The organism is Methylocystis bryophila (assembly GCF_027925445.1).
Classification (GTDB): domain Bacteria; phylum Pseudomonadota; class Alphaproteobacteria; order Rhizobiales; family Beijerinckiaceae; genus Methylocystis; species Methylocystis bryophila.
The window spans coordinates 537,079-552,762 of the sequence record NZ_AP027149.1; the positions used below are offsets into that span (position 1 = coordinate 537,079).

Below are 15,684 nucleotides of genomic sequence, written 5' to 3' on the forward strand. Positions count from 1 at the left end.
GATCAAGAAGTCAGCGCACGTGCTCTACCCAGAGCACCACCGAAAATCGCGCCGACTACGGCGCTCGCTATACAGACGGGAAAGCCCAGCACCGCGAAACCGACGAACAGGCCAAAAAGAGCGCCTAGTCCCGCACACGCTAGTGGATTGAATCTAACGCTTGGTGCCCGCGTCTGACGGCGGCGATGATTTTTTCTGGATCGGCGGTCCAAGTGAAGGGCTTCGCCTGGCCATTGTGGTCTGCGAGGAAGCGACTGATGGCGGCCTGGAGGTCTGCAACCGAGAAGAAAACCCCGCGCTTCAGGCGCCGCATCGTGAACTTGGCGAAGAACCCCTCGACGGCGTTGAACGCCCGACCACCGTGCCATCGAGCACGTTCAGCGCGGCGAAGAGGGTCGTCGTTCCATGGCGCTTGTAATCGTGGGTCATCGTGCCGGCACGGCCCTTTTTGAGCACCAGAGGCCGGGTTGAGTTCGGTCGAGCGCCTGGATTTGGCTCTTTTCGTCAACGCTGAGCACGATAGCGTGCGCTGGCGGGTCCACGTAAAGCCGGACGACGTCGCGTAGCTTGGATACAAACTCAGGGTCCCTGGAGAGCTTGAAAAGACGGATGCGATGCGGCTGGAGCCCATGCGCCCGCCAGATGTGCTGCACCGAACTCACCGAAGGACCAACGGCTTGGCCATCATCGCGCCGGTCCAATGGGTCGCCTCGTCGGGCGGTTCCTGCAGCGTCAGCGCGACGACGCGCTCGGCGACGTCGACACCAAGCCGCGCAATGCGAGAAGGCCGTGTCTTATCGCGCAGAAGACCCTCGAAGCCTTCCTGCATGAAGCGTTCTTGCTAGCGCCAGACGCAAGTCTTCGACGTGCCAGTCCGACGCATGATCTCATTCGTGCCGAACCCTTCCGCGGAGAGAAGGACGATCTCAGCGCGCCACGCATGCTTTTGCGCGGCGTTGCGGTCTCTCGCGACCGCCTGAAGCCGCTTACGATCCGCGCCCGAAACAGTGATGGAAATCCCATTGCGCATGCGCCAGACTCGCACCCGAAGGACCCGCTGGGAATCCCTCCAGGACTGAACCGTCAGATTTTATCCACTAGGGGAATTTTGAGCTCATGCTTGGCGCGGAACTTGTCGTGGCTCTTGGCGGAATCGGGCAAGACGCCAAGGATTGCAGTGCCCGCCTTGGCGAAGGCGACGCCACGCGCCTGAGCGACGAATCGTCTCAGGCGCCCTGCAAGGCGGCGACATGGGCCGCGACGGACTTCGCGAGCGCGTGGAGATGGTAGCCGCCCTCGAGCGAGGACACGACGCGCCCCCCGCAGCATGTCTCGGCCGTCTCGACCAGGCGCTGGGTCGCCTCGAAATAATCCTGCTCCTCGAGCCGCAAGCCGCCGAGCGGATCGTCTCGATGCGCGTCGAAGCCCGCTGAGATCAGCAACAGATCCGGCCCGAAGGCTTTGATGCGAGGCAGGATGACCTCCCGCAGCGCCTCCAGGAAAAGCTCTCCGTCCGCGCCAGCGCAAAGCGGCGCGTTGACGATCGTGTTGTGCTCGCCCGTCTCGTCGCGCCATCCCGTGCCGGGATAGAAGGGGGCCTGATGGGTCGAGCAGAACAACACGTTGCGATCGCCCCAGAAAATCTCCTGCGTGCCATTGCCGTGATGCACGTCGAAATCGACGATCGCCACGCGCTCGACGCCATGAATCGCGATCGCGTGGCGCGCCGCGATCGCGACATTGTTCAGGAAGCAAAATCCCATCGGAGTCGAGACGCCCGCATGATGGCCCGGCGGCCGCGCGACGACGAAGGCGTTTTTCGCTCTCTTCTCCAGGACCGCCGCGACGGCGGCGAGCGCGCCGCCGGCCGCGAAGTAAGCGGCGTCGAGCGTGCTCGCGTTCATCGCCGTGTCCGCGTCGAGCGGCGTCAAACCCTCGCTCGGGGAGGCCTTCTCCAGCGCGTCGAGATAGCCCTCGCTGTGAGCGCGCAGCGCCTCCTCTCGGCTGGCTTTGGGCGCGAGGATTCTGACAAGCTTTTCGAACCGCGAATCGTCGAGCGCTCGGTCGATCGCGCGCACGCGATCCGGGCGCTCGGGATGCCCCCGCCCCATGTCATGCTCGAGGGCCGTCGGATGCGTGACGAGAAGCGTGCGCAAGAACTGGCCCCTTCACGCCTGCAAGAGTCGCAAGCTAATGAGATCATGCGTCATTTCTTTGCTCCCAGACTTCCTGCTTCGCCTTCTACTGTGGCGGTAAAGACGCACAGAGTGTGGCGCCGAAGACACACAAAATTTATATTGTTTTCATGCAGCTCCTTATCCCGCAAGATTGTGGTAACCACTGTTCAAGCTCTCCTGCGGCAAAAGGAGTTAATCGATGTCGCCTTCAAAATGGTTCCTCGTCGCGCTCGGCGCAGCGTCTCTCGCGGGCTGCAACGTGGCCGGACAAAAAACTCCGGATCCGAGGGTTTCGGGTCGTGACGCAGAGTTCCTCGCGCTCGCTCCGAAAGCTTCGATTCCTTCGGAATTCGAGCGCTACCAAGTCGATTATCGCACGAGCGAGCCGGTGGGCTCCATCGTGGTCGATTCCCACGCTCACTACCTCTACTACATCCTGCCGGGAGGCAAGGCCATTCGCTACGGCGTCGCCACCGGCCAGGATGCGATGGGCTGGACCGGCCGGGCCTATGTCGGCGCGATGCAGGAATGGCCGCGCTGGATGCCGCCGAAGGACATGCTTCAGCGCTGGCCGCATCTGCAGCCGACGGCGGACGCTGGCGGCCTGCCCGGCGGCCCCGACAATCCGCTCGGATCGCGCGCCCTCTACCTCCATTATCCGGACGGCCGGGACTCGATGTATCGCATCCACGGCACCAACGAGCCGGAGAAGATCGGACAGGGCGTCTCCTCGGGCTGCATCAGAATGCGCGACATTGACGCCATCGACCTCTACAGCCGCGTCAAGATCGGCACCAAGGTCGTGGTCATGTGACGGCCGCGCCGCCGTCGCGACGCGGCGGCGTGAGAGCTTCCTACGTTCTCCGCCGCTCGAGACGGAACACGCAGGCAGGGTAGCGATCCGGCCGGCGGCCCAAGGGGCCTCCGCCGGATTTTTCTTTTCGGCGTCGCGACCCCGCAGTCTCAGGCGGCCGGAGCCGACCCGCCGCAAGCGGCCAAGGCGTCCCGCATATGCGCCGGCGCGGGCGCTGCGGCCTCGGTCGGCGGCTTGCCGTCTTTAAGCGGCACGCTGAGGGCGCGCGCGTGCAGATGCAGCGGGGGCGCGCCGGCCCCCCGCCCCGAGCCGTAGATGGGATCGCCGAGGATCGGCCAGCCCATCGCCTGCGTGTGGACGCGCAGCTGATGGGTGCGCCCTGTGTGCGGACGAAGCTCGAGCCATGCCTGCGGCGCGCCGGAGGCCCCAATCCCTCGACCGAGCACGCGCCAGCTCGTGCGCGCCGGCAGGCCCAGCGGGTCGGTCTGCATCCACCAGCCGCGCTGCGCATCGAGGCGCGAGAGGGCCAGATCGATCTCGCCGCTGTCCTCCGCCGGGCCGCCCTCGACGACTGCCCAGTAGGTCTTTTGGATCGCGCCGCGCTTGAATAATTTGCCCAGAAGCTCCAGCGCTTTGCGGTGGCGGCCGAGCACGAGGCAGCCCGAGGTGTCCTTGTCGAGCCGATGCGCCAGCGCCGGCGCGCGCGGCAATCCAAAGCAAAGCTGCTCGAAATGATCCTCCAGGCTCGGGCCGCCCTTCGGTCCCCGGTGGACGGGCCAGCCCGCCGGCTTGTCGACGATGAGCATCAGCCCGTCGCGGTGAAGCAGGCGCGCCTGGAGATCGAGCTCGCCAGTCTGGCGAATTTCGCGCGTTACGAGCAAAGCCGTCTCTCCTGCCGGTTTTTCAGGCTCCTATGCAAGCACATTTCCGCCTATGGCTGAATGGTCCCCCTCTTTGTCCCCCACCCCGATCGGTTTGTCTGCGGGCTTCTCAGGCGATCGAAAAAGCATTACCTCGGGGACAAGGGCGCGGTCGAAGCCGCGAATCCCTCCGAAGGAAGGCTCCCCGATGCTCGAGATCGCGGTCCAGATGGACCCCCTGGAAAAGATCAACTTTTCCAGCGACTCGACCTTTGCGCTGATGCTCGAGGCGGCGCGCCGAGGCCATAGGCTCTGGTTCTACACCCCCGACCGCCTTTCGCTCGCGGACGGCCGGCCCATCGCCTTCGCCCGCGAGATCGCCGTGCGCGACAAGCCAGGCGATTACTATACGCTCGGCGACGAGCGCGAGCTCGATCTCGCCGAGGTCGACGTCGTGCTGTTGCGTCAGGACCCGCCCTTCGACCTCGCCTACATCACCTCCACGCATTTTCTCGAGCGCATCTCGTCGCGCGTTCTCGTCGTCAACGATCCCGCGCATGTGCGCAACGCCCCGGAGAAGCTCTTCGTCACCGAGTTTCTCGACCTCATGCCGCCGACGCTGATCACCCGCGACAAGGCGGCGATCGAGCGTTTTCGCGCGCGGCACGGCGAGATCGTGATGAAGCCGCTCTATGGGCATGGCGGCGCGAGCGTCTTCAAGGTCGCGGCGCGCGATCCGAATTTCGGCTCGCTCTTCGACCTCTTTGCCACGACCTTCCGCGAGCCCTGGGTCGTGCAGCGATTCCTCCCGCGCGTCGTCGAGGGCGACAAGCGCATTTTGCTCGTCGAGGGCGAGGCCCTCGGCGCCGTGAATCGCGTCCCGGCGCTAGACGACATTCGTTCGAACATGGTGCGCGGGGGCGTCGCCTCTGCGACGGAGCTCACGCCGCGCGAGCGCGAAATCTGCGGAAGACTTCAGCCCGCCCTCGTGGCGCGCGGCCTGCTCTTCGTCGGCATCGACGTGATCGACGGTTGGCTGACCGAGATCAACGTCACCTCGCCGACGGGGCTGCGGGCGCTCGCCCGGCACGGCGGCCCCGATCTCTCCTCGACGATCATCGACGTGATCGAGCGACGTCGAGCCGAACAACGCGCGAGCCGATGATGGACGCGATTCCGCCCTCGCCTTTTTTGGCTCTCTCCGGCCCGCCCGGCGCCCCGGTTGACCTGAAGGCGCTCGGGGCGGAGCTCGACGCGCGCATCGCGGCGGCTTGCGCGGAGGCGCCGACGCCCGCGGCGGCCCGGCCCAGGGTCGTCGACGAGCTCCGCGCAGCGCTCGATAGCGGGCGCGCGGTCGCAAGGAGCGCGCTCGAAAGCGGCGGCAAAGGCCTCGCCTGCGCGCGCTTTCTTTCCGATCTCGAGGATGAGCTCATCCGCGCGATCTATCGCTATGTCTCCCGCTATGTGCACGTCGCCGGCAATCCGGGCCTCGAGGAACGGCTGACGATCGTGGCCGTCGGCGGCTATGGCCGCGGCGCGCTCGCGCCGGGCTCCGACATCGACCTCTTGTTCCTGCTGCCCAGCAAGCAGACGCCTTGGGGCGAAAGCGTCGCCCAGGCGATTCTCTACGTGCTTTGGGATCTGCGTCAGAAGGTCGGTCACGCGTCGCGCTCCATCGCCGAATGCATGAGCCATTCGAAGATCGATATGACGATCCGCACGACGCTCATCGAGGCGCGTTTCCTTCTCGGCAACGCGCAGCTTTTCGAGGAATTGCTGGCCACATTCGATCGGGAGATCATGCGCGTCGGCGCGCGCGAGTTCGTCGGCGCGAAGCTCGAGGAACGCGACCAGCGGGTCGCCCGCGCCGGCGCCTCACGCTATCTCGTCGAGCCGAACGTCAAGGAGGGCAAGGGAGGGCTGCGCGATCTCAATACGCTCTTCTGGATCGCCAAATATGTCTATCGCGTCCGTGAAGCGCGCGAGCTCGTCGCCGCGGGGCTCTTGACCAGCGCCGAGATGAGCCTGTTCGAACGATGCGAGGAATTTTTATGGAGCGTGCGCTGCCATCTGCATTTCGCAACGGGACGCGCCGAGGAGCGGCTTTCCTTCGAGATGCAGCCGAGACTCGCCAACCGGCTCGGTTACCGCGACCGCGCGGGACTTTCGCGTGTCGAGCGCTTCATGAAGCACTATTTCCTGGTCGCCAAGGACGTGGGGGATCTCACCGGAATCGTCTGCGCTGCGCTGGAAGCGCGCCAGGCGAAGCCGCGCGCGATTTTCGACCGGATGTTCGGCTCGTTCCGCAGGCGCAAGATCAATAATCTGCCCGAGGATTTCACGGTCGACTTCGACCGGCTCAACACATGCGGCGACTCGGTCTTCGCCAAGGATCCCGTCAATCTTATTCGACTCTTCTGGCTCGCCGACCAGCTCGGCCTGCCGCTGCACCCCGACGCGCTTCGCGGCGTGACCCGCAACCTGCGCCGCATCGACGCAGATCTGCGCGCCAACCCGGAAGCGAATCGGCTGTTTCTCGAGCTTCTGCTCTCGCGCAACATGACCGAATCCGTGCTCCGCAAGATGAACGAGACGGGCGCGCTTGGCAGATTCATTCCCGACTTCGGGCGCGTCGTCGCGATGATGCAGTTCAACATGTATCATCATTACACGGTCGACGAGCATCTGTTGCGCGCCATCGGCGCGCTCTCGGATATGGAAGCCGGACGACTTCCCCAGTTCCAGCCGCTCATCGCGGAGATTCTGCCGAAAATTCTCAACCGCAAGGTGCTCTATCTGGGCCTGCTGCTGCACGACATCGCCAAAGGCCGCAAGGAAGATCACTCCATCGCCGGGCGCGATGTGGCGCTCGCCCTGTGCCCACGGCTGGGCTTCGAGCCGGGCGAGACCCAAACCGTCGCCTGGCTCGTCGAGCATCACCTGCACATGTCGATCGTCGCGCAGAACCGCGACATCAGCGATCCGCGCACGATCGAGACTTTCGCCGCTGTCGTGCAGAGCCTCGAGCGCCTCAAGCTTCTGTTCGTGCTGACCCTGTGCGACATCGCGGCGGTCGGCCCCAATGTTCTCGACGCCTGGAAAGCGCAACTGCTGCGCCAGCTCTATTGGGAGACGGAAGTCGTGCTGGGCGGTGGACATTCGGCGGTCGATCGCAAGAGCCGGGTGGCCGCCTCGAAAGCGGAGCTGCGCGCCGCCCTCTCCGATTGGAGCGACGAGCAGTTCGAAGCCTACGCCAGCCGCCATTATCAGGCCTATTGGCTGAAGATGGATTTGCCGCACAAACTGCGCCACGCGGAATTATTGCAGGACCTTCCGAGCGACCGCCCGCCGCTCGTCGCCGCCGTCGCCCTCGACAAGGCGCGCGGCGCAGTGGAGCTGACCGTCATCGCGCAGGACCATCGGCGCCTGTTGTCGACCATCGCCGGCGCCTGCGCGGCGAGCGGCGTGAACATCGTCGACGCGCATATCTTCACGACGGCGGATGGGCTCGCGCTCGACACGATCCTGTGCTCGCGCACCTTCGAATTCGACGAGGACGAGATGCGGCGTGGCGGCCGCATCGCCCATTATCTCAACAAGGCGCTCCGCGGCGAGATCATCATCTCCGAGGCGATCCGCGCGCGCGCGCCGCAAACGTCCCAGGCCGCGGCCTTCTCGATCGCCCCCGAGGTCCTGATCGACAATGCGCTGTCCGCCGTTTGCACCGTGATCGAGGTCTCGGGGCTTGATCGCGAGGGCCTGCTCTTCGAGCTCACGAACGCCATCTCGAAACTCAGTCTCAACATCGTCTCGGCGCATGTGACGACCTTCGGCGAGAGGGCCGTCGACACTTTTTACGTCAAGGATTTGACCGGAGATAAAATCTTCTCTCCGTCGCGCCAGGGAGCGATCCGGCGCAACCTCATCGAGATCTTCGCCTCGGCAGGCGAAAAGCGAACTGCCCACTCGCCCGATAGCGTGGGCAACGCCCCGGCGTCTTGATTTTCCAACTTCAGCCCTGATATCCGGAACGAGAATGAACGGGAACCTTTCAAAATGAACGAAGAGAACGGCGAAAACCTTCCGCAGCAAGATGATACGAACAAGGGCGGCGCCGAAAGGCCGGCTGCGCAGGAGCCGGCGCCCGTCGATCCGGCTGCGGAGCTTGAGGCGTTGCGCGCCGAGCTTGCTGGCGCGAAGGACAAATTGTTGCGTACGCTCGCCGAAATGGAAAATCTCCGCCGCCGCACCGAGAAGGAGGTCGCGGACGCGAAGCTCTACGGCGTCACGAGCTTTGCTCGCGAGAGTCTGGCGCTCGCCGACAATCTGCGCCGCGCGATCGAGGCCTTTCCCGCGAAGGCCAAGGAAGAGCTGGAGCCGCATGTCGCGGCGCTCATCGAAGGCGTCGAGCTCACCGAGCGCGATTTTCTCTCTCGCCTCGCCCGATTCGGCGTGAAGAAAATGGAGGCGTCGGACAATCGCTTCGACCCCAACAAGCACGAAGCGCTTTATGAAATTCCCGACGAGAGCCAGCCGGCCGGCACCGTCGCGCAATGGGTCGAGCCCGGCTATATGATCGGCGAGCGCGTGCTGCGGCCCGCCAAGGTCGGCGTGACGAAGGGCGGCCCGAAAGGGTGAGGATTTTGTGTCTGTTTCCCTGCTTCTCGCGGGGAGAGGCGCCCTTGGGCCGGTAACTCTAAAACGCCTTGCATCTCATGGCGGCGAGTTTGGCGAGCGATCGGCGGTTGTCAAGGACGCGAGCTTTGCTCGCGCCGCTTAGCGGCGGCCGAAGGCCCGTCCTTGACAACGGCCGATTCGCCTCGCCGACAATGCTCCGCCAGGAGATAGAAGGCGCAGTGTGAGCTTGACGACTGCGCCAACAAACGGCACGCCTGAGGCTCGCTCCAAGCGCGATCGGCAGAAGGAAAATGAGCGCCGCCCGCCCCTACGCCGCCGCGGCCGCTTCGTCGCGCTTCTTCGCGATCTCGCGTTTCAGCTCGCGGGCGTTTTGCGACAGCTCCTCCTCGCGCGCCTTGGCGAGGAAGGCGTCGAGACCGCCGCGATGCTCGACCGAGCGCAGCGCCGCCGCCGAGATGCGCAGGCGCACCGCGCGCGCGAGCGCGTCCGAGACAAGCGTCACATTGACGAGATTGGGCAGGAAGCGCGTGCGCGTCTTGCGGTTGGAGTGGCTGACGAGATTGCCGGTCTGAACGCCCTTGCCGGTCAGTTCGCAACGCCGCGACATGATTCTTTTCCTTTCGAGGGGCGCTCGAAAAGGTCGGGACACGCAAGGCGCGCCGCGCCGGGACCTTCGAGCGGGAAACGTAAAAAAGGCTCGCGCGCGAGGCTCGAGCCTTTCGATGTAGCGCTTATAAGGGAGAAGAGGCGTCCGCGTCAACCGCGGCGAGGACCATTGCAAAGCCATCGGGTGAAGTCGCCCGCTCGCGAGTCCTCATCCTGAGCAACCATCATGATGTTTGCCAAAGGGCGCCTCTGGCGAGGACGGCGTTGGCGTAGACGAGCAGCTTGCGGGCGCAGGCGACGATGGCCTGCTTGTGTGACTTTCCAGCGGCTTGCAGGCGTTGGCGGAAGCTGACGAGGGCCTTATTCCACCGATAGGCGGCTGCAAACAGGGCGGTGGGTTTGCGGCATGCCCGGCGCGCCCTCGCGCGATTTCACATCCGCTTCGAGGACGGAAAGATCGACCTTCGCGGCATATGCCCAGATGATCCGCGCCGGATGATCCTCGTCAATCAAGGCGTCGAGGTCGCAAACCTGTAAGCTCACCTGATCGCGCACCAGCTCCCCGCTTTCACATCGCGCTCTGCCGCTTCGCGAGGCCGCGCTCCCATTCGAGCGCCTGGCGCACGATCTCCTCGAGACTGTCGTGCTGGGGCTTCCAGCCGAGCCGCTCCTGAATGCGCGCGCTGCCCGCGACGATCGCGGCCGGGTCGCCGGGGCGACGGCCGGCGATCTCGACGGGAAAATCCACGCCCGCGACGCGCTTCACCGTCTCGATGACCTCGAGCACGGAGAAGCCGCGCCCATAGCCGCAGTTGCAGACGAGGTTGTCGCCGCCGCCGCGCAAATGGCGCAGCGCGTCAAGATGCGCCTGCGCAAGATCGGTGACCTGGATGTAATCGCGCACGCAGCTGCCGTCCGGCGTCGGATAGTCGGTTCCAAAAACCTGCAATTTATCGCGCAAGCCTAGCGCCGCCTGCACGGCGACCTTGATCAAATGCGTGGCTTTCGGCGTCGACTGGCCGGCGCGGCCTTTCGGATCGCCGCCCGCGACGTTGAAATAGCGCAGGACGACGTAACGAAGGCCGTGCGCGCGCGCCGTGTCCTCGAGCATCCATTCGACCATGAGCTTCGAGCGGCCGTAGGGCGACACGGGCTTTAGCGGCTCGTCCTCGTCGACCGGGTTCTTCGACGGGTCGCCATAGACCGCCGCGGTCGAGGAGAAGATGAAGCGCTCCACCTCGCAATTGACCGCGGTCTCGAGCAGCGTGCGCGCCTTGGCCGTGTTGTTGAGGTAATAGCCGAGGGGATCGGCGACCGACTCAGGGACGACGATCTTGGCGGCAAAATGTGCGATCTCGCTGACGTTGTAGCGCGCGATCGTCTCGGTCACGAGATCCTCGTCGCCGAAATCGCCGATGACGAGCGGGACGCCTTCCGGCACGGCCCAGCGAAAGCCCGTCGAGAGATTGTCGAGCACGACGACCTCCTCGCCGGCGTCCACGAGCGCGAGCGCCATATGGCTGCCGATATAGCCCGCGCCGCCCGTGACAAGAACCGCCATTCCCCGCTCCCGCTTGCGCCTGCCGCTCGCCCGATGCTAACGGGCGGATGCGCGAATCGCCCGTCGACTTAGCGCGGTTTCGCGCCGGGTCCAAACGTCAAAGCGCGCTCCGATCGCAAAACTTCGCATATGTTTGCGGCGCTCATTCCAGCATGTCGGTCCGCCGACCCGAAACCGCCAGACCCATGGATCTTCTCATGACCAAGCCTATCCGCAAGGCCGTTCTGCCCGTCGCCGGTCTCGGCACGAGATTTCTTCCCGCGACCAAGGCCGTGCCGAAAGAGATGCTGACCGTCGTCGACCGGCCGGTGGTGCAGCACGTCATCGACGAGGCGCGCGAGGCGGGCATAGAGCATTTCATCTTCGTGACCGGCCGCGGCAAATCGGTGATCGAAGACCATTTCGACATGGCCTATGAGCTCGAGGACACGCTGCAGAGGCGCGGCAAGAAGAAGGAATACGAAGCGCTGATGGCGGACCTTCCCAAGGCCGGCGAGACGAGCTTCACGCGCCAGCAGGCGCCCCTCGGCCTGGGGCACGCCGTCTGGTGCGCGCGCGACATCGTGGGGGACGAGCCCTTCGCCGTGCTGCTGCCGGATATGATCACCATGGCCTGCGGCGCGAAAAAGAGCCGATGCCTCGCGCAGGCCGTGGAGGCTCATGAAAAGCACGGCGGCAACATCATCGCCGTCGAGGAGGTCCAGCCGAGCGAGACGCATCAATATGGGATTGTCGCCATCGGCAAGGATTACGGCGCGAGCTTCGAGATCGCCGGCATGGTCGAGAAGCCGCCGCAAGGCACGGCGCCGAGCAATTGGATGATCTCCGGCCGCTACATCCTGAACCCGGAGATTTTCGCGCTGCTCGCCCAAGGCAAGAAGGGCGCGGGCGGCGAGATCCAGCTCACCGACGCGATGATCGAGCTCGCCCGCCAGCAGTCGTTCCACGGCGTGCGCTTCGACGGCAGGACTTACGACACCGGCTCCAAGCTCGGCTTCCTCGCCGCCAATATCGCCTTCGGCCTGGCGCATCCCGAGGTCGGCGGGCCGTTTCGGGCGGAGATCGCAAAGCACCTGACTTGAGCCTAAAGCGGTGCAAGCGGCGGCCCCGCGATTTCCATACCGATTGCCGCACCTCCGTCATGCCCGCGCTTATCGCGGGCATCCACGCCGTGAGGCTCCACAGCAATTGGAGGAAAAGGCGGCGCGCTTCTTTACGTCGCCACTGCAGCTCCGTCATGACATATTCAGAGGGTCTATGCGGAACCGGAAAATGCGTCGAGAGCACGCCACGGAAGGCGTCGCTGGATGAGAGGATCGGCGTCGAGAGCACGGCGCGAAAGCCGGCGCAGCCGATAGACGGCATTGGCGCGTACCTGGCGCGGCTGAAAAAGGACCACGTCGAAGCCGGCCTCGCGCAGCTCCACGACGAATCTCGCAGGATTCTCCTCTTGCCCATCCTTCGAGACGCCCGCTTCGCGAGCTCCTTAGGATTAGGCCGGGTCAGAGGCGCTCCTTTAGCATTGCGGCCAGAAGAACATGCCCAGCACAATGGCCCAGACGATGCCCCAGCCGATCCAAGTGGCGTTAGGATTCTCGACCTGCCATTGCAGGATTTTCTTCAACAAGGGCATTGCAAAGCTTCCTGGCTCGCCTGCAGCGAGGAGGCCGAGGGCGGCCGAAGCCGCGGGCGATTCGAGGCTAAGAGTGCTGCAAGTCGCGCGGCGAGGGAAGCCCTGACGAGGCGCGATCACGCGGAGCCTCCCACCGGAACTTATCCTTTTCTCCTGCTTGCTCAGGCCCCGCCCCTCCTGTATGACGCGCGCTCTAAAGGCCTCGTGGCGGAGTGGCTACGCAGAGGACTGCAAATCCTTGTACGGGGGTTCGATTCCCTCCGAGGCCTCCATAACTCGGCGACATGCGAAGCCTAAGGGCGAAGAGCCGTAGTCGAAGTTCCCGCTCCTCACCTCAATCGCAGCAACGGCGCGCGTCACTCGAGCGGTTGACGAAAACCCCTTAATCTGGTCGGATCGAACCGACCGACGCGTGGGGAAATCGCGTTGCGCTTGCTCTCGACGATAGTCGCCATCCTTGGCGTTGCGCTCATCTGGGCGAAGACGGACGCTTACGCCCGCAGCCGAGAACACATGGGCGGCGCTTATTCAGTCGACGGACTGGGCCTAGGCGATCCGGTCGCTCCAAACTCCCGAGCCTATAAGCGATATCGATGCGCGACCAGCGATCAATATATCGACGCAATCTACTGTAAGCTTAGAGAGGAAAGGGACGGCGCTGTTCAAATTACCACTATTCTTCACCAATTTAACAACACGGTCACCTACATAAACAGGACCATAACGCCCGCTTTCTTCAATATTACCAACATAGAAGACGAGATTGGCCGTCTATCGAAAAGGTTTGGTCGCCCTCGGCAGATTTTGCAGGGGGCAAAAGGCGTCATGGCCATTTGGGGAAGCATTGAGTTACGGCCCGTCTCTCCGAGCGCGCGGTCCATCCTCGCCCGAGGAACCAGCCCAAGGCTCGGATTCCTTGTGGACTTCTTGGACAATTTCCAAGATTCGGCCCGCTCTGGCTTGCCCATTTATCAATTGGCCGGCGGAGCGGGATTTGTTTGGGTGGCAGGCTTGGGAGGCGGCTCGCACAAGTCTGCGCTGCGCTTCTTCGCCGCCGATCCCGCGCAAATGCCGAGAGCGCCAAACCCCTATGACTCCCAGCCAAACGAGGGCTCCGCCGCGAATCGGGCGCCCACAGAGCCTGGGGAGGCGCAGATGGATCTTGACGGCGGGGTTTATGTCGTTCCCGTGCGCTTCAACGATGCGATTACCCTCAACGCCGTTGTCGACAGCGGCGCAAGCGAAGTCTTCGTTCCCGCGGACGTGGTCATGACGCTGGTCCGCACCGGGACGATCGCGGAGGAGGATTTTCTGGGCAGTCAAACCTACAGGCTTGCCGACGGTTCGGAGGTCCCCTCGCAGCGCTTTCGGCTTAAGTCCTTGAAGGTCGGCGACATCACAATCGAAAATGTCACGGCTTCGATCACGGACGTCAAAGCGACGATTCTTCTGGGTCAGAGTTTTCTGGGCCGCTTTCCCTCCTGGTCCATCGACAACAAGCGGCATGTGCTCATTCTTCGCTGAGCCGCGCGCTGGTGCGTCCGTCCCATCGCTTCTTCCTCTCGTTGAAGGCTCGTCTGTGATAGGGCATAGCGGAGATCGCTTCGGTTCGAGGCAACCCCCTCCCTAACCCTTCCCGCGGGCGGGAGAGGGAACCCGCCCGACGAAATATCAACCGGCTGCATGACCGCTCCCAACAACACGCTTAGCCGCCCCCGCCTCGCCCATCTCCTTGAGGTCCTGCTCGTCTTCCTCCGGCTCGGCTTCGTGAGCTTCGGCGGCCCGATCGCGCATATCGGCTATTTTCGGAGCGAGATCGTCGAGCGGCGCAAATGGGTTCCTCCCGAGACCTTCGTCGATCTCGTCGCGCTCTGCCAATTCCTCCCCGGTCCCGCGAGCAGCGAGCTCGGCGTCGCGCTCGGCATGACGCGCGCGGGCTATCTGGGCGGCCTTGCGGCCTGGATCGGCTTCACCGCGCCCTCAGCGCTGGCGATGATCGCTTTCGCCTATGGGATCGGCCTCGTCGCGCATCCAGAGACGATGGCCTTTCTTCACGGGCTGAAAATCCTTGCGGTCGCGGTCGTCGCCCAGGCGGTCTGGGCGATGGCGAAAAATCTCTGTCCCGATCGCGAGCGCGCGACGCTCGCCGTCGGCGCCGCGATCCTCGTCCTCGCCTTTCCTTCGGCGCAGGGGCAGATCGCCGCGATTCTTATCGGCGCCTATCTCGGCTGGCGCTACCTGCCCGCGGAGGCGAAGCCCGAGCCGGCCCCGCTGCCCGCGCCGCTCGTCTCCCGCCCCGTCGCGACGGGCGCCTTCGTTCTATTCGTGCTGCTTCTCGTGCTGCCCTCCTTCGCGGCGAGCGTGACGGGAGATCGCACGACGCTGCTATTCGCGAATTTCTACCGCACCGGCGCGCTCGTCTTCGGCGGCGGGCATGTCGTGCTGCCCTTGTTGCAGGAGGCGGTCGTCCAAACCGGCTTTGTCGGCAAGGAGGCGTTTCTCTCGGGCTATGGGGCGGCGCAGGCCGTGCCGGGGCCGCTCTTCAGCTTCGCGGCCTTTCTCGGCGCCGCGGCGGACGCCCCGCTTTCGGGCTGGCGCGGCGGGCTCTTCTGCCTCGTCGCGATCTATCTGCCGTCCTTCCTGCTGCTCCTCGCCGCGCTGCCCTTTTGGGAGAAGCTGCGCCGCGAGCCGCAGGCGCAGGCGACGCTCAAAGGCGTCAACGCCGCCGTGGTCGGCCTCCTCGCCGCCGCGCTCTATGCGCCGGTCTTCACGACCGCCGTGCGCACGCCCGGCGACTTCGGCCTTGCGCTCATCTGCTGGTTGCTGCTCGAAATCTGGCGCGCGCCGCCGGTCGCCGTCGCGCTCTTTGCGGCGCTCGCGGCCGAGGCGCTCGGCCTCTTGCGCTATTTTTTCCTGATCGGCTAGCGCGATTCCTTATCGCTCGAACGGAATCGTTCGAGCGATAAGGAATCGCGCCAAGTTAGAAACTTAGAGCATGTCCTGACCGGAAAACCGCTTCGCAGTTTTCCGTGACATGCCCTGAGCGCGCTCAGCCCTGCAGCGCCGCGGCCGCCTCCGCAATCCCGGCGTGCGCGCCGAGCAGCGTATCGAAGCCGCTTACCGACATCACCTTTTCGACGCCTCCCCGCAGCCCGCAAAGCGTGAGCGCGCCGCCGAGCGATTGGGCTGTCTTCGCGGCGATCAGCAGCGCCCGCAGGCCGGCGGAGCTGATGTAATCCAGTTCGGAAAAGTCGACGATCACCTTGGTCGGTCCTTCGCCGATCAGCGATGCGCAGCGCGCCTCAAAGGCGCCGGCCGTGTCGCTGTCGACGCGGCCCCTTGGCTTGATGACCAGCATGTCTTCCGAAATCTCATGCGTCAGGTCCATGTTTGAT

Annotated in this window: 14 protein-coding genes, 1 tRNA gene and 1 pseudogene; 8 read left to right on the top strand and 8 right to left on the bottom strand. The window is 64.5% G+C overall.

Annotated features, from left to right (window positions below):
- Positions 1-139 precede the first annotated feature (139 nt).
- Both QMG80_RS02465 and QMG80_RS02475 read right to left on the bottom strand, forming a co-directional pair.
- Positions 140-1,030 (bottom strand): annotated as a pseudogene (locus QMG80_RS02465) (IS630 family transposase).
- A 196-nt stretch (positions 1,031-1,226) separates the two neighbouring features.
- Positions 1,227-2,156, bottom strand: coding sequence for a histone deacetylase family protein (locus QMG80_RS02475; protein ID WP_342586576.1), 930 nt, complete (start codon positions 2,154-2,156; stop codon positions 1,227-1,229).
- A 220-nt stretch (positions 2,157-2,376) separates the two neighbouring features.
- Here QMG80_RS02475 and QMG80_RS02480 point away from each other — a divergent pair, with 220 nt between their 5' ends.
- Complete coding sequence (locus QMG80_RS02480; RefSeq protein ID WP_085771379.1) at positions 2,377-2,991, top strand: L,D-transpeptidase; 615 nt, start codon at positions 2,377-2,379, stop codon at positions 2,989-2,991.
- A gap of 149 nt (positions 2,992-3,140) precedes the next feature.
- Here the strand turns inward: QMG80_RS02480 and QMG80_RS02485 are convergent, their stop codons facing one another.
- Entirely contained in the window at positions 3,141-3,797 is a 657-nt protein-coding gene (locus tag QMG80_RS02485) for an RluA family pseudouridine synthase (protein ID WP_085773624.1), read from the bottom strand.
- A 262-nt stretch (positions 3,798-4,059) separates the two neighbouring features.
- Here QMG80_RS02485 and gshB point away from each other — a divergent pair, with 262 nt between their 5' ends.
- The 3 genes from gshB to grpE are packed head-to-tail and all read left to right on the top strand — an operon-like array spanning position 4,060 to position 8,489.
- Positions 4,060-5,016, top strand: coding sequence for a glutathione synthase (gene gshB, locus QMG80_RS02490; protein ID WP_085771380.1), 957 nt, complete (start codon positions 4,060-4,062; stop codon positions 5,014-5,016).
- Positions 5,013-7,853 carry a [protein-PII] uridylyltransferase gene (locus QMG80_RS02495; protein ID WP_085771381.1) on the top strand — a complete coding sequence of 947 codons (2,841 nt, stop codon included), beginning with the start codon at positions 5,013-5,015 and terminating at the stop codon, positions 7,851-7,853. Before gshB ends, QMG80_RS02495 begins: the two co-directional genes overlap by 4 nt.
- Positions 7,854-7,907: 54 nt before the next feature.
- On the top strand, positions 7,908-8,489 hold the full coding sequence (gene grpE, locus QMG80_RS02500; protein ID WP_085771382.1) for a nucleotide exchange factor GrpE: 582 nt from the start codon (positions 7,908-7,910) through the stop codon (positions 8,487-8,489).
- Between the two features lie 307 nt (positions 8,490-8,796).
- Here grpE and rpmB read toward each other — a convergent pair whose 3' ends face one another.
- From rpmB to galE, 3 genes are all read right to left on the bottom strand, one after another.
- Positions 8,797-9,096, bottom strand: coding sequence for a 50S ribosomal protein L28 (rpmB, locus tag QMG80_RS02505; protein ID WP_085773625.1), 300 nt, complete (start codon positions 9,094-9,096; stop codon positions 8,797-8,799).
- A 359-nt stretch (positions 9,097-9,455) separates the two neighbouring features.
- The gene (locus QMG80_RS02510) at positions 9,456-9,650 is read right to left on the bottom strand and encodes a hypothetical protein (protein ID WP_085771383.1); all 195 of its coding nucleotides are present in this window, start codon (positions 9,648-9,650) and stop codon (positions 9,456-9,458) included.
- Between the two features lie 13 nt (positions 9,651-9,663).
- A complete protein-coding gene (gene galE, locus QMG80_RS02515; RefSeq protein WP_085771384.1) occupies positions 9,664-10,656 on the bottom strand; it encodes a UDP-glucose 4-epimerase GalE in 993 nt (330 codons plus the stop codon).
- 197 nt (positions 10,657-10,853) lie between these two features.
- Between galE and QMG80_RS02520 the strand changes: the two genes are divergently transcribed.
- Positions 10,854-11,738 (top strand): UTP--glucose-1-phosphate uridylyltransferase, encoded by an 885-nt coding sequence (locus QMG80_RS02520; protein WP_085773626.1) that lies wholly within the window; start codon positions 10,854-10,856, stop codon positions 11,736-11,738.
- 173 nt (positions 11,739-11,911) lie between these two features.
- Here QMG80_RS02520 and QMG80_RS02525 read toward each other — a convergent pair whose 3' ends face one another.
- Complete coding sequence (locus QMG80_RS02525; protein WP_158658693.1) at positions 11,912-12,082, bottom strand: hypothetical protein; 171 nt, start codon at positions 12,080-12,082, stop codon at positions 11,912-11,914.
- Positions 12,083-12,487: 405 nt separating this feature from the next.
- Here QMG80_RS02525 and QMG80_RS02530 point away from each other — a divergent pair.
- The 3 genes from QMG80_RS02530 (at position 12,488) to chrA (ending at position 15,214) form a co-directional block, all read left to right on the top strand.
- Positions 12,488-12,561: transfer RNA gene (locus QMG80_RS02530), tRNA-Cys, on the top strand.
- Between the two features lie 730 nt (positions 12,562-13,291).
- Positions 13,292-13,813: a retropepsin-like aspartic protease family protein gene (locus QMG80_RS02535; protein ID WP_158658694.1), complete on the top strand. Its 522-nt coding sequence runs from the start codon at positions 13,292-13,294 to the stop codon at positions 13,811-13,813.
- 159 nt (positions 13,814-13,972) lie between these two features.
- Positions 13,973-15,214 carry a chromate efflux transporter gene (chrA, locus tag QMG80_RS02540; protein WP_085771387.1) on the top strand — a complete coding sequence of 414 codons (1,242 nt, stop codon included), beginning with the start codon at positions 13,973-13,975 and terminating at the stop codon, positions 15,212-15,214.
- Between the two features lie 124 nt (positions 15,215-15,338).
- Here chrA and QMG80_RS02545 read toward each other — a convergent pair whose 3' ends face one another.
- Positions 15,339-15,677, bottom strand: a complete 339-nt coding sequence (locus tag QMG80_RS02545) for an STAS domain-containing protein (RefSeq protein ID WP_085771388.1) — start codon at positions 15,675-15,677, stop codon at positions 15,339-15,341.
- Positions 15,678-15,684: the final 7 nt, after the last annotated feature.